Annotated in this window: 8 protein-coding genes; 2 read left to right on the forward strand and 6 right to left on the reverse strand. The window is 68.8% G+C overall.

Annotated features, from left to right (window positions below; translation table 11 throughout):
• Positions 1–197: 197 nt before the first annotated feature.
• The 5 genes from queG to ACW176_RS06110 all read right to left on the reverse strand — a co-directional run bounded on the left by queG (position 198) and on the right by ACW176_RS06110 (position 5,702).
• Positions 198–1,319, reverse strand: a complete 1,122-nt coding sequence (gene queG / locus ACW176_RS06090) for a tRNA epoxyqueuosine(34) reductase QueG (protein WP_492111270.1) — start codon at positions 1,317–1,319, stop codon at positions 198–200.
• On the reverse strand, positions 1,300–1,986 hold the full coding sequence (fzlA, locus tag ACW176_RS06095; RefSeq protein WP_492111271.1) for an FtsZ-binding protein FzlA: 687 nt from the start codon (positions 1,984–1,986) through the stop codon (positions 1,300–1,302). The genes queG and fzlA overlap by 20 nt, the downstream gene beginning before the upstream one ends.
• 120 nt (positions 1,987–2,106) lie before the next feature.
• Positions 2,107–3,564 (reverse strand): D-glycero-beta-D-manno-heptose-7-phosphate kinase, encoded by a 1,458-nt coding sequence (gene rfaE1, locus ACW176_RS06100; RefSeq protein WP_492111272.1) that lies wholly within the window; start codon positions 3,562–3,564, stop codon positions 2,107–2,109.
• 37 nt (positions 3,565–3,601) lie between these two features.
• Positions 3,602–4,531, reverse strand: a complete 930-nt coding sequence (locus ACW176_RS06105) for a cation diffusion facilitator family transporter (protein ID WP_492111273.1) — start codon at positions 4,529–4,531, stop codon at positions 3,602–3,604.
• Positions 4,532–4,604: 73 nt separating this feature from the next.
• Positions 4,605–5,702: a citrate synthase/methylcitrate synthase gene (locus tag ACW176_RS06110; protein WP_492111274.1), complete on the reverse strand. Its 1,098-nt coding sequence runs from the start codon at positions 5,700–5,702 to the stop codon at positions 4,605–4,607.
• 75 nt (positions 5,703–5,777) lie between these two features.
• Here ACW176_RS06110 and ACW176_RS06115 point away from each other — a divergent pair, with 75 nt between their 5' ends.
• Both ACW176_RS06115 and ACW176_RS06120 read left to right on the forward strand, forming a co-directional pair.
• Positions 5,778–6,950: a citrate synthase family protein gene (locus ACW176_RS06115; RefSeq protein ID WP_492111275.1), complete on the forward strand. Its 1,173-nt coding sequence runs from the start codon at positions 5,778–5,780 to the stop codon at positions 6,948–6,950.
• A 9-nt stretch (positions 6,951–6,959) separates the two neighbouring features.
• Complete coding sequence (locus tag ACW176_RS06120; protein WP_492111276.1) at positions 6,960–7,310, forward strand: hypothetical protein; 351 nt, start codon at positions 6,960–6,962, stop codon at positions 7,308–7,310.
• A gap of 1,091 nt (positions 7,311–8,401) precedes the next feature.
• Here ACW176_RS06120 and gltB read toward each other — a convergent pair.
• On the reverse strand, positions 8,402–12,919 hold the full coding sequence (gene gltB, locus ACW176_RS06125) for a glutamate synthase large subunit (protein ID WP_492111277.1): 4,518 nt from the start codon (positions 12,917–12,919) through the stop codon (positions 8,402–8,404).

The following is a 12,919-nucleotide window of genomic DNA, read 5'->3' on the forward strand; positions in this document are numbered from 1 at the left end:
AGCTGTCGCATATGAGTTTGCGTCCTGAAGATTTGTCATCCCGGACAAGCTCGGCGAAGCCGGGCGAAGATCCGGGACCGATTTGGAACGCGGCGCTCAGGCGTCGGTCCTGGATCTTCGCGCTGCGCGCTCGTCCGGGATGACAGCTGCTTTTGGCCATAGGCGATAACCCTGCCCCAAAAAGGGGAGGATCTTCTCTAGACGCCCCACTCCGCCAACACGTCGGTGTCCTCTTCGACGCCCTGTAGCGCCATCGCCCGCTCCGGCGCCAGCCGCCGCGCCGCCCAGACCGCCGCCCCGCGCACCACCGGCGCCGGATCGCTCAGCAACGGCTCAACCACGGCCATCAGCCCGGCATCCCCGCTGTTGCCGATCGCGTAGAGCACGTTGCGTACAAACCGGTCCCTTCCGATCCGCTTGACCGGGCTCTTGGAAAACAGCGCCCGGAACGACGGGTCATCCAGCCCCGCGAGCTCGGCCAGAGACGGGCCCTTCAGCGCCTCGCGGGCATGGAACTTCGCCTCGCTGGAGACCTGGGCGAACTTGTTCCACGGACAGACCGCCAGGCAGTCGTCGCAGCCATAGATGCGGTTGCCCATGGCGGGCCGGAACTCGGCCGGGATCGGGCCGGCCAGCTCGATGGTCAGGTAGGAGATGCAGCGCCGGGCATCCAGGCGGTTGGGCTCCGGGAACGCCTGGGTCGGGCAGATATCCAGGCAGGCCCGGCAGGAGCCGCAGTGATCCACCTCGGCCGCGTCGGGCGGAAGGTCGAGGGTGGTCAGCACCGAGCCCAGGAACAGCCACGAGCCGAACGGTCGGGAAACGAGATTGGTGTGCTTGCCCTGCCAGCCCAGTCCTGCCCGCTGGGCCAGGGGCTTTTCCATCAGCGGGGCGGTGTCGACAAAGACCTTCACCTCTTCGCCAAACCGGTGGTGCATCCAGCCGGCCAGCAGTTTCAGCCGCTTCTTGACCACGTCATGATAGTCGTCGCCCTGGGCGTAGACCGAGATCGCCGCGCGGTCGGAATGCTCCAGGGCCGTCAGCGGATCGTGGTCGGGGCCGTAGTTCATGCCCAGCACCACGGCCGACCGGGCGTCGGTCCACATGGCGGTGGGGTGGCTGCGGCGCTCCAGGGTCTCTTCCATCCAGCCCATCTCGCCGTGGAAGCCCTCGGCCACGAAATCGGCCAACCAGGCGCCGTTGGGCCAGGCGGCGGCCGCGTCGGCGAATCCGCAAGCATGGAAGCCCAGCCGCAGGGCCTCGGCGCGGATCTCGTCCTTCAAAAGCGGGTTCGGGTGACTAGAAGTCGAGGTCGTCATAATGCGCGGCCGGCGCGAGGCCGGGCCAGCGATCGGCCAGGATGGGCCTGAAGCAGGGCCTCGATTTTAGCTTCATGTACCAGGTCTTGGCGGTCGGGAAGTCCTGCCAGGGCACATCGCCGAAATAGTCGATCACCGACAGGTGGGCGGCGGCGGCGAAATCGGCCAGGCTCATGCGGCGGCCGGCCAGCCAGTCGCGGGTCTGCAGCAGGCCATCCACATAGGCCAGATGCTGGCGCAGGGCCTCGCGACCCCGACGAAGCGACGACAGATCGGGCGCGCCCAGCCGCAGCAGGCGCTTCTCCATCTTCTCGTGCAGCAGGAAGCCGTTGACCTCATTGTCGAACTTGCGGTCGAACCACTGCAGCAGGCGGCGGGCCTCGGCGCGCTCGCTGGCGTCGCGGCCCAGCAGGGCCGGCTCGGGATCCTGCTCCTCGATGTGTTCCAGGATGGCCCGGGTCTCGCAGACCACGGTCTTGCGCTCGCTGCGGATCTCGACCAGCACCGGGGTCACGCCCGACGGGTTCAGGGCCAGAAAGTCAGGCGCGCCTTCCCAATAGCGAACCTGCACCTCGGCGAAGGGCAGACGCTTTTCACCCAGGGCCAGACGCACCTGTCGCGAGGCGGGGTCCAGGGGGAAATGATGAAGGGTGCGATCGACGCTCATGCCCATTTGCGCTCAGGCTGCATCAGCAGAGCGATGCGCCGGTTTGCTTAACAACCTGTTGCTGAACACTGTTAACCCAAGCAAAGCAGGCCTTTGCGTGGCGTTTTGTCATAGTGAAGCTTAGGGTTTGGCGTTCATTCGGCCGATCAGGGCGGTCGTGCTCTGGCCCTGCTTGAGGTCGGCCAGCAGCACTCGGCCGCCATAGCCCAGCACCACGTCGGAGCCGACCACGGTCTCGACCGTATAGTCGGCGCCCTTGACCAGCACATCGGGGCGGAAGGCCTGGATCAGGTTCAGGGGCGTGTCCTCGTCAAACAGCACCACCAGATCCACTGACGACAGCGAGGCCAGGACGACGGCGCGGGCGTGCTCCTTCTGAACTGGCCGGGTCGGCCCTTTCAGCTTGGAGACCGAGGCGTCGGTATTGAGGCCCACGATCAGGCGGTCACACGCGGCCCGCGACTGGTCCAGCAGCGACACGTGTCCGGGGTGCAGCAGGTCGAAACAGCCATTGGTGAAGCCCACGGTCTGGCCGCGCGCCCGCCAGCCGGCGACGATCTCCAGGGCGTGGGGCAGGTCGGCGATCTTGACCTCGGCCGGCGCGCCCGCTTCGGAGCGGGCCAGGGCGGTCAGCTCGGCGGCGGTGACCACGTCGGTGCCCAGCTTGGCCACCACCAGGCCGGCGGCGAGATTGGCCAGACGGGCGGCGTCGGCCAGGGAGGCGCCGGCCGCGACGGCCAGGGCCAGGGTGGCGGCCACGGTGTCGCCGGCGCCGGAGACGTCAAACACCTCGACGGCCGTCGCCGGCAGATGCACGGGCGGCTGGCCCCGCACGCTGAGGGTCATGCCTGCGCCGCCCCGCGTGATCAGGGCGGCGTCCAGAGCGGGCGCCATGGCCAGGATCGCTGCGCCGGCCTCTTCGGAGGCTTCGTCGCTGTCGTCGGTGACGCCGGTGGCTTCGGCCGCTTCCTTGCGGTTGGGCTTGACCAGGGTCGCGCCGTCATAGCGGCCAAGGTTGCGGCTCTTGGGATCGACGATCACCGGCTTGCCGGCGGCGCGGGCGACGTCGATGGCCTGGCGGGTCACAGCGTCGGTCAGCACGCCCTTGGCGTAGTCGGAAAGCACCACCACGTCGGCGGCGGCCAGGCGCTGGCTGAAGGCGGCCAGCAGATCGGCGGGTTCGGCGGGCCCGCGATCCTCGCGGTCGACCCGCAGCATCTGGTGCGAGCCGGAAATGTAGCGGACCTTTTCGGTCGTACGACGCCCGGGGTCGGTGACCAAATGGGCCTCGACCCCCGCCTCGTCGTCCAGCATGGCGGTCAGGGCGCGGCCGGCGTCGTCGTTTCCGATCAGGCCGATCAGCACGGCCCGCCCGCCCAGGGCCGCGACATTGCGGGCCACATTGCCCGCGCCGCCCAGCATGGCCGTCTCGCGCTCGACGGCGATGACCGGCACCGGGGCCTCGGGCGAGATGCGGTCGACGGCGCCGTAGATGAAGCGGTCCAGCATCACATCGCCCAGCACCAGCACGGTCTTGCCGGCGAAGGCGTGGGGCAGTTGGGCCAGGGTGTCGTCCATGAAGCGGCGGCTCGTCTCGAAAAAGATCTGGCGCTTACTAGCCGTGATGGGCTTCGGCGAACAGCCCGCCGTGGGTCTCGGCCTTACCCCGGGGGTCGGGATGGATGATGATGTCGGCGGCCGGAAAGGCCTCCAGCAGCCGGTTCTCGGCATTGACCATGATGGTGTGGGCCTCGGCCAGCGAGATCCCGGCCTCGAGGTCGGCGTGCATCTGCATGTGGACATAGGGGCCCGAGGCGCGGGTGCGCAGCTGGTGCACGCCCAGCACGCGCGGATCCTCGGTCGCCAGGGCGACGATGCGCTTGCGGTCCTCGTCGGGCAGTTCGCGGTCCATCAGCTGGCTGGCGGCTTCGCGGAATACGCCGATCGCGCCCCAGATCAGCCACAGGGCGACGATCAGGCCGGCGGCGGCGTCGATCCAGCCGAAGCCGAGGAAGGCGGCCGCGCCGATCCCGACCAGCGCGACGGCGTTGGAGCCCAGATCGGCCGCATAGTGGGCCCGGTCGCCCGAGACCGCGATCGAGCCGGTCGATTTCAGCACCTTCGACTGGGCGATGATCAGGCCCAGGGTCAGGGCGATCGAGACGACCATCACCGCCATGGCCAGCAGGCCCTGCTCGACCGGACGCGGATTGAACATGGCCCGGATCGCTTCCTGGCCGATCAGGGCCCCGGAGGCGAAGACCAGGCCGCCCTGCATCAGGCTGGAAAAGGCTTCCGCCTTGCCGTGGCCGAAGCGGTGCTCGGCGTCCGGCGGCTCGGCCGCGTAGCGCACCGCGAAGAAGGTGATCAGCGAGGCGACCAGGTCCAGGCCCGAGTCCGACAGCGAGGCCAGCATCGCCACCGAGCCACTGGCCAGCCAGGCCAGGGTCTTGACCACGATCAGCACGGCCGCGACGGCCACTGACAGGGCGGTGACGCGACGAGTCAGGGCCTGGGTTTCAGGCGACAGGGCGGAGAGGCTCATGCCGCCTCCTTAACAAGCGGCGCGGCCGGGCCCCAGCGAGAACGACTCGCGCGAGTCGTTCTCGCCTTTGCCGTCAGGCGGCCTGCCGCACGCCGGGCCCCACATAGACCGACTGCGGCCGGATCAGCTTGCCGCCGGCCAGCTGTTCGCGGGCGTGGGCGATCCAGCCGGCCGTGCGGCCCATGGCGAACACGCAGGTGAAGCTGGCCGGCGGCAGGCCCAGGGCCTCCAGCAGCAGGGCGGTATAGAACTCGACATTGGTGTCCAGCGGCCGGTCGGGCTTGCGCTCGCGCAGGATCTGCAGGGCGGCCTGCTCGACGGCCTCGGCGAAGGCGACGCGGCCGGGCAGGGCGCGGGAGGCGTCCGACAGCTTGCGGACGGCGGCCTTCAGGGCGTCGGCGCGGGGGTCGCGGACGCGATAGATGCGGTGGCCAAACCCCATCAGCCGGTCGCCACGCGCCAGGGCCTTTTCCAGCCAGGGGCGGGCGTTCTCCGGCGTGCCGATGGCGTCCAGCATGTCGATCACCGGCCCCGGCGCGCCGCCGTGCAGCGGCCCCTTCAGGGCCGAGATCCCGCCCAGCACCGCCGAGGTCAGGCCCGCGCGGGTCGAGGCGATCACCCGGGCCGCGAAGGTCGAGGCGTTCAGGCCATGGTCGCAGACGGTGACCAGATAGGCGTCCAGGGCCCGGGTCTCGGCGTCGCTGGCCGGTTCGCCCCGGGTCATCCGCAGGATGTCGGCGGCGTGCGACAGGGCCGGGTCCGGCGCGACGGGCGCCTGGCCGGCGGCGACGCGCAGCACGGCGGGGGTGAAGACGGCCGGGGCGGCCAGCAGCAGCAGGGCGGTGGCCAGGTCATCGCCGTCCGGCAGGCGGGCCAGCAGGGCGCGCATGGCCTCGACCGGATCGCGCTTGGCCAGGGCCTCATCCAGCGCCCCGACCTCGGCGAACACCTTGACCCGCGCGGCGCCGAGGGCGGGCGCGAGATCGGCCGGCATGTCGTCGAAAAAGCCGTCGAACAGCAGGTGGGCGGCTTGCTCGAAGGTGGTGTGGCCGGCCAGATCCTCGACGGCATAGCCGCGAATGACCAGGCGGCCATGGGCGCCGTCGACGTCGGACAGAACGGTGTGGGCGGCGATCACGCCTTCAAGCCCGTGGGCAAGACCTTGCGACATTTGAGGTCTCCTTTCGGCCGGCAATTCGCGCCCGGCGTGCTTGATCGTCAATCTTGATCAATATAATCAATCTATATGGCGAATGACTGGCTGGACGCGGAGCAGGTGCTGGAACGGCTGGGGATCCGGCCCCAGACCCTCTACGCCTATGTCAGCCGGGGCCGGATCGAGGCCGCCGCCCATCCCGATGATTCGCGCCGCAGCCTGTATCGCGCCTCCGACGTCGCCGCCCTGCACGCCCGCAAGGCCCGGGGGCGTCGCGCCGCCGACGTAGCCGTCGAGGCCATCGCCTGGGGCGAGCCGGTGCTGGCCTCGGCGATCACCACGGTGGCGGGCGGGCGGCTCTGGTACCGGGGGCGCGACGCGGCGGTGCTGGCGCAAGACCACACCCTGGAACAGACGGCGCGACTGCTGCGCGGCGGCCATGGCGCGGCGCTGAAGGCGGCGCGGGCGGGGGATGTCGTGGCCGGCGAGACCGCTCGCGCCCGGCTATTCAACGTCCTGGCGCTGCGGGCGGGGGCGGAGGCCCCGGCGCGCGGACGGGCGCCGCTGGCCCTGGCCATGGAGGCCGCCAGCCTGCTCGACGCCGTGGTCGACGCGGCGGCGGGCGAGGTGACCGAAGGTCCCGCCCATCAGCGGCTGGCGCGGGCCTGGGGCGTCGACGCGGCGGGCGCCGACCTGCTGCGGACGGCGCTGGTGCTGCTGGCCGATCACGAACTGAACGCCTCGACCTTCGCGGCGCGTGTGGCGGCCTCGACGGGAGCGTCGTTGTCAGCCGCCGCCCTGGCCGGGCTCTGCGCCCTGTCAGGTCCGTTGCACGGCGGCATGGCCGCCCGGGTCGAGGCCTTCGTCGCCGAGGCCGACCGGACGGGCCCCGCCAGGGCCGTGTCGGCGCGTCTGGCGCAGGGATCATCGACGCCGGGCTTTGGACATCCGCTCTATCCGGACGGGGATCCTCGGGCGCGGGCGCTGCTGGAAGCCTTCACGCCGCCGGCGCTGCTGGTCGATCTGCGACGGGAGACCGAAGCAGCGACGGGGCAACTGCCCAATATCGACTTCGCCCTGGTGGGTCTGGCGAGGGCGCTGGCCCTGCCGACCGACGCGCCCTTCATCCTGTTCGCCGTGGCGCGCACGGCCGGGTGGCTGGCCCATGCGATCGAGCAGGGGCAGACGGGGCGGTTGATACGGCCCCGGGCGCGGTATGTGGGCGAGGCGCTGGCTGCGGGGGCTGGTGGGCTCAAGGTCTGAGAAGGGTGGATGGCGGACTTCGGCCATTCGAGTATCGTGGGCTCCATGCAGCGGACCTCACCTGTAGTGATCACCGGCTGGCGCGCTATCCTGCTCGCCCCAATCGCCGTGCCGCTCGCGCTACTTGCTGGCCTTTGGCCCGGGAAAAAGACTGTTGATCGCAGCGCTGACGAAGTTGTCGGCTTCCTCCGTGACTTCCTCGATAACAGCGGCGGTCAGTGGGATTGGGATGAGTTCGAGAGCGTCCCGATTACCGATCCCGAACTCGAGGACATCCGCCTGCAGGCCACTACGCCCGGGGCTGACCTTCATAAAATTTTGGAGCAGGCAGAAAGCCTAGTCGAAGCAAGGTCCGCTTAGGGTCGAAAGCGGCCTTTGCCTCCCCCCTTATCCCCGAAAGCGGACGCCCGGCGTCCCGCTCATCCTTAAATCTCTTGGAGGCTGCAGCGTGCTGGTCTGGAAAGGTCAGTCCGCCGACACCGCCTCTGGCGGCCGCGTTGCGGCGACGCGGAGCGTCGTCCTTGAGTGACCTTTCCAGACCAGCGATCGTCTCGCCGTGAGATTTAAGGATGGCTCCCTTCGGCGCGAAGGGGGGCGGGCGGAACGCCAATCCAATAGATCACCGTCATCCCGGGGCTTGTCCCCGGGACCCATTTGTCCGCCGCAAGGGCGGCGCAGACTCGGATGCTCACGTGGAAGCTGAACCATGGGTCCCGAGGACAAGCCCCGGGATGACGAGATTTTTGCAGAAGGGCGGGGATAAGCTGCGCGCAATCCCCGTGCTGTCGCTGATGGAGTTCAGCAAATTCAACGCCCTGAAAATAAATAGATCGCGCCTGTCAGACGCGCTGAAACCGCCCGCATAATCAAGCTCACCTGACAGCACGGGAAGGGCGCACGTACGGCGACCGTTGCGGCTGTCAGGGGTGGTCGAGCGGGAAGCGCCCGTCGGTCGTCGTCTAAGGCCCGGCAGGGTCTGGTGGAGCGGATCGGTCCTTGCGGGGCCCGGACGTGTTGAAGCCGGACCGGGACCGCCGGGAACGCCCTTTTGCGACGCCCGCACGATGCGCAACAGGCATGGGCTGAAATCGCCCATGCGGTCTGGACGGGGTCGCTATCCCCTCCACCCGTCGGGGGCCTAACGTCGGAAGCGGGTTAAAACCCCGCGCCCCGAGGGCTCACCGGATAACGGCTGCGCGGAGCGTTCGTCTTCGTCGAAACGGTATTCACTACTCTCACATCCGGGCGAGGCCCGGACGCTCCGCGACCCTTCCCATTCCCATCGCAGCGAAAGCGCGAGGTCGCTGACACTTGCCCCCTACGGACCGCTATCGCGGTCGTCTTCCCCCGGAGGGGGAAGATGAAACGCGCGAACCTCGTCTTCCCCCTACGGGGGAGGACGACCTGCGAAGCAGGTCAGGAGGGGGCAAGTTCTCAGAACCGGAAAACGCCTAGGCCGCGACCTCTTCCGCCACCAGCGGCTGCGGCAGACGGCTGACCATCTCCTTGGGGCACACTTGCCAGAACAGGTCGCGCACCCGGTCCCAGTCGCGGAGCAAGGACCCGGCAAAGGCCGAGTCGGTCTCGCGGGCGTGTTCGGCCACCAGGGACCGCAGCACGCCTTCCCAATAGGGCGAGGCCAGGCGCTGGACGACGATGCTCTCGGGATTGATGTTGGCCTCGAACCGGCCGTGCTGGTCGAGGACGAAGGCCATGCCGCCGGTCATGCCGGCCCCGAAATTTCCGCCCGTCGGACCCAGGATCACCACCTGGCCGCCGGTCATGTATTCGCAGCCATTGGCCCCGCAGCCCTCGACCACCGTGGTGGCCCCCGAGTTGCGGACAGCGAAGCGTTCCCCCGCCTGGCCCGCCGCGAACAGTCGGCCCGAGGTGGCGCCAAACAGCACGGTGTTGCCCAGCAGGGCGTTGCTTTCCGGAGCCGCCAGGGTGCGCGAGGGCTTGATCACGATGGTCGCGCCCGACAGGCCCTTGCCGACATAGTCGTTGGCCTCGCCGGTCAGTTCGATGCGCAGGCCCTGGACCGCGAAGGCCCCCAGGCTCTGGCCGGCCGAGCCCTTGAGCTGGACGGTCAGGTGGCCGGCGGGCAGGCCCTTCATGCCGTACTTGCGCACGATGTGGCTGGAGGTGCGGGCGCCGATCGAGCGTGCGGTGCTGCGGACCGTATAGGTCAGCTGCATCTTCTCGCCGCGTTCCAGCAGGGGCGCGGCGTCGCGGACGATCTGGGCGTCGAGGGTGTCGGGCACTTCGTTGCGGCCGACCACGGTATTGTAGGGCTTGTTCTGGCCGGGGTCGGCGCGAACCAGCAGGGGGTTGAGGTCGAGGTCGTCGAGGTGCTCGCCGCCGCGGCTGACCTGGGCCAGCAGGTCGGTGCGGCCGACGATGTCCTGCAGGGACTTGAAGCCCAGTCCGGCCAGGATCTCGCGGACCTCCTCAGCAATGAAGCTGAACAGGTTGATGACCTTTTCCGGCGTGCCGGTGAACTTGGCGCGCAGGGCCTCGTCCTGGGTGCAGACGCCGACCGGGCAGGTGTTGGAGTGGCACTGGCGCACCATGATGCAGCCCATGGCCACCAGGGAGGCGGTGCCGATGCCGAACTCCTCGGCGCCCAGCATGGCGGCGATGACGATGTCGCGACCCGTGCGCATGCCGCCGTCGGCCCGCAGCACGACGGAGTGGCGCAGGTTGTTGAGCGTCAGAACCTGATTGGCTTCCGACAGGCCCATCTCCCACGGACCGCCGGCATATTTCACCGAGGTCTGGGGCGAGGCGCCCGTGCCGCCGACGCCGCCGGCGACCAGGATCACGTCGGCCTTGGCTTTCGCGACGCCGGCCGCGATGGCGCCGATGCCGGTCATAGCCACCAGCTTGACCGTCACCCGGGCGACCGGGTTGATCTGCTTGAGGTCATAGATCAGCTGGGCCAGGTCCTCGATCGAATAGATATCGTGGTGCGGCGGCGGGCTGATCAGCATGACGCCGGGTGTGGCGTGACGCAGCCGGGCGATCATCTCGGTGACCTTGAAGCCGGGCAGCTGGCCGCCCTCGCCGGGCTTGGCGCCCTGGGCGACCTTGATCTCCAGCTCGACGCACTGGTTCAGATATTCGGCAGTGACGCCAAACCGCCCCGAGGCCACCTGCTTGATGGCGCTGTTGGGGTTGTCGCCGTTGGGCAGGGGCTTGTAGCGGGCCGAGTCCTCGCCGCCCTCCCCCGAGACGGATTTCGCCCCGATGCGGTTCATGGCGATGTTCAGCATGCCGTGGGCTTCGGGGCCCAGGGCGCCGAGGCTCATGCCGGGGGTGACGAAGCGCTTGCGGATCTCGTTGACGCTCTCGACGTCGTCGGTGGAGATCGGGTTGCGGTCCGAGCGCCAGTCCAGCAGGTCGCGCAGCTGGATCGGCTTCTGGGTGCGCAGGCCGTTGGACCAGCGGCGATAGAGTTCGTAGTCGCCGGTGTCGCAGGCGCTCTGCAGGGTGTGGATCAGGCGGGCCTCGAAGGCGTGGGCTTCGCCCGACTTGCGCAGCTTGTAGAGACCGCCGACCGGCAGGGTGACGGCGGCGCTGTCCCAGGCCTTGCGGTGCAGCTCGACCGCCTTGCTCTCGACGCCGGCCAGACCGATGCCGGAGATGCGCGACGGCATGCCGGGGAAGAACTCGGCGGCCAGGGCGCGCGACAGGCCAACGGCTTCGAAATTGTAGCCACCGCGATAGGACGAGATGACGCTGATACCCATCTTGGAGATGATCTTCAGCAGGCCCGCCTCGATGGCGCCCTTGAAGTTCAGGCACACGTCCTTGAGCGACTTGTCGCCGAGCAGGCCGCGTTCCAGGCGATCCTGGAAGCTTTCCTGGGCCAGATAGGCATTGACCGCCGTGGCCCCGACCCCGACCAGCACCGCGAAATAGTGCGTGTCGAGGCACTCGGCCGAGCGGACGATGATCGAGACATAGGAGCGCAGGCCCTTGCCCACCAGGTGGCTGTGGACGCCGCCGGTGGCCAGGATCATCGGCAGGGCGACCCGGTCCTCGCGGCTGTTCTCGTCCGTCAGTACGATGGCCCCGCAGCCGCGCAGCACGGCGTCCTCGGCCTCGGCCCGGATGCGGTCGAGATTGGCGCGGAGAGCGTCGCCAGCTCGGGCCTCGGGGGCGGGCAGGGGCATGGTGCAGTCGATGACGACGACGTTCTTCTCGCCCAGCAGACCCTGAATGCGCTCGTACATGCCGGTGGTCAGCACCGGGCTCTGCAGCACATAGACATCGGCCTGGGCGGCGTCCTGCGCGAGAATGTTGCCCAGGTTCTTGAACCGGGTCTTCAGGCTCATGACGCCCGTTTCCCGCAGCGGATCGATCGGCGGGTTGGTCACCTGGCTGAAGTTCTGGCGGAAGAAGTGGCTGAGCGGACGGTACTTTTCCGACAGTACGGCCAGCGGGCTGTCGTCGCCCATCGAGCCGACGGCTTCCTTGCCGTCCTCGACCATCGGCGCGAGGATCATCTCCAGGTCTTCAAGGCTGAAGCCGGCGGCGGCCTGACGGCGGGTCAGTTCCTCGCGACCATATTTGCGCGGCTCGGGGCCGGGGCCGATCTCCTTTTCGAGATCGACCATGTTGCCCAGCCATTGCGTATAGGGGTGGCGGCCGGCCAGTTCGTCGATGATCTCGTCTTCGCCATAGAGGCGGCCTTCGAGCAGATCGATGGCGATCATCCGGCCCGGGGCGATGGCCAGCTTGCGGGTGATGCGGCCTTCGGCGACGCCGCACATGCCGGCTTCCGAGCCCATGATCACCAGACCATCGTCGGTATAGGCCACGCGCAGCGGACGCAGGCCCGAGCGGTCCTTGCCGGCCACGACCCAGCGGCCGTCGGTGGCGCACAGGGCGGCCGGACCGTCCCACGGCTCCATGACGGCGTTGCAGTAGCTGTAGAGCGCCTGGTGCGAGTCCGAGAGGCTGGGGCCCGAGGCTTCCGGCACCAGCAGGGCCTTGGCCATCGGCGCGTCGCGGCCGGCGCGGACCAGCACCTCGAAGGTGTTGTCCAGGCTGGCGCTGTCCGAACCGCCCGGCTGGATCACCGGTTTGACGTCATCCCCGAACTCGCCGAAGGCCTGGGCGGCCATCTTGATCTCGTGGGACTTCATCCAGTTGATGTTGCCCTTGATGGTGTTGATCTCGCCGTTGTGGGCGAGCATCCGGAAGGGCTGGGCCAGACGCCATTCGGGGAAGGTGTTGGTCGAATAGCGCTGGTGGAAGATCGCCACATTGGCGGCGAAGCGCTCGTCCTTGAGGTCGGGATAGAACTCGTCGATCGCCTCGGCCAGGAACATGCCCTTGTAGATCAGCGACTTGGCCGACAGCGAGCAGATGTAGAAGCCCGACAGATTCTGGGCATGGACACGCTTTTCGATGCGCTTGCGGCACAGGAACAGGGCGCGCTCGAGCGGCTCGCCCTCCAGGCCGGCCGGGGCGGCCAGCATGATCTGCTCGATTTCCGGACGGGTGGCGTTGGCCTTCTCGCCGATCACGGCGGTGTTCACCGGCACCTGGCGCCAGCCATAGATGTAGAAGCCAAAGCGCAGGGCTTCGGCCTCGACGATGGTGCGGCAGGCTTCCTGGGCGCCCAGATCGGTGCGCGGCAGGAAGATCTGGCCCACGGCGATGGACCCGGCCCGCAGGGCGTGGCCGGTGCGGCGCACCTGGTCGGTGAAGAAGTCCTGCGGGACCGACAGCAGGATGCCGGCGCCGTCGCCGGTCTTGCCGTCGGCGTCGACCGCGCCCCGGTGCCACAGGGCCTTCAGGGCCTTGATGGCCAGTTCGACCACTTCGCGGCGCGGCGTGCCGTCGATGGCGCAGACCAGGCCGACGCCGCAGGCGTCGCGCTCGGTGGTCGGGTCATAGGCGTGACCGTCGATCAGGCGCTGGCGGTTGGCCAGATAGTGCTGGATGTCTTGGCTCAT

This window comes from Caulobacter sp. FV1ye13L, assembly GCF_058681155.1.

What these genes read in the sequence shown, in the direction of transcription:
- queG (WP_492111270.1), bottom strand. Translation starts at nt 1,319, where the DNA reads ATGACGACCTCGACTTCTAGTCACCCGAACCCGCTTTTGAAGGACGAG.
- fzlA (WP_492111271.1), bottom strand. Translation starts at nt 1,986, where the DNA reads ATGAGCGTCGATCGCACCCTTCATCATTTCCCCCTGGACCCCGCCTCG.
- rfaE1 (WP_492111272.1), bottom strand. Translation starts at nt 3,564, where the DNA reads ATGGACGACACCCTGGCCCAACTGCCCCACGCCTTCGCCGGCAAGACC.
- ACW176_RS06105 (WP_492111273.1), bottom strand. Translation starts at nt 4,531, where the DNA reads ATGAGCCTCTCCGCCCTGTCGCCTGAAACCCAGGCCCTGACTCGTCGC.
- ACW176_RS06110 (WP_492111274.1), bottom strand. Translation starts at nt 5,702, where the DNA reads ATGTCGCAAGGTCTTGCCCACGGGCTTGAAGGCGTGATCGCCGCCCAC.
- ACW176_RS06115 (WP_492111275.1), top strand. Translation starts at nt 5,778, where the DNA reads ATGGCGAATGACTGGCTGGACGCGGAGCAGGTGCTGGAACGGCTGGGG.
- ACW176_RS06120 (WP_492111276.1), top strand. Translation starts at nt 6,960, where the DNA reads ATGGCGGACTTCGGCCATTCGAGTATCGTGGGCTCCATGCAGCGGACC.
- gltB (WP_492111277.1), bottom strand. Translation starts at nt 12,919, where the DNA reads ATGAGCCAAGACATCCAGCACTATCTGGCCAACCGCCAGCGCCTGATC.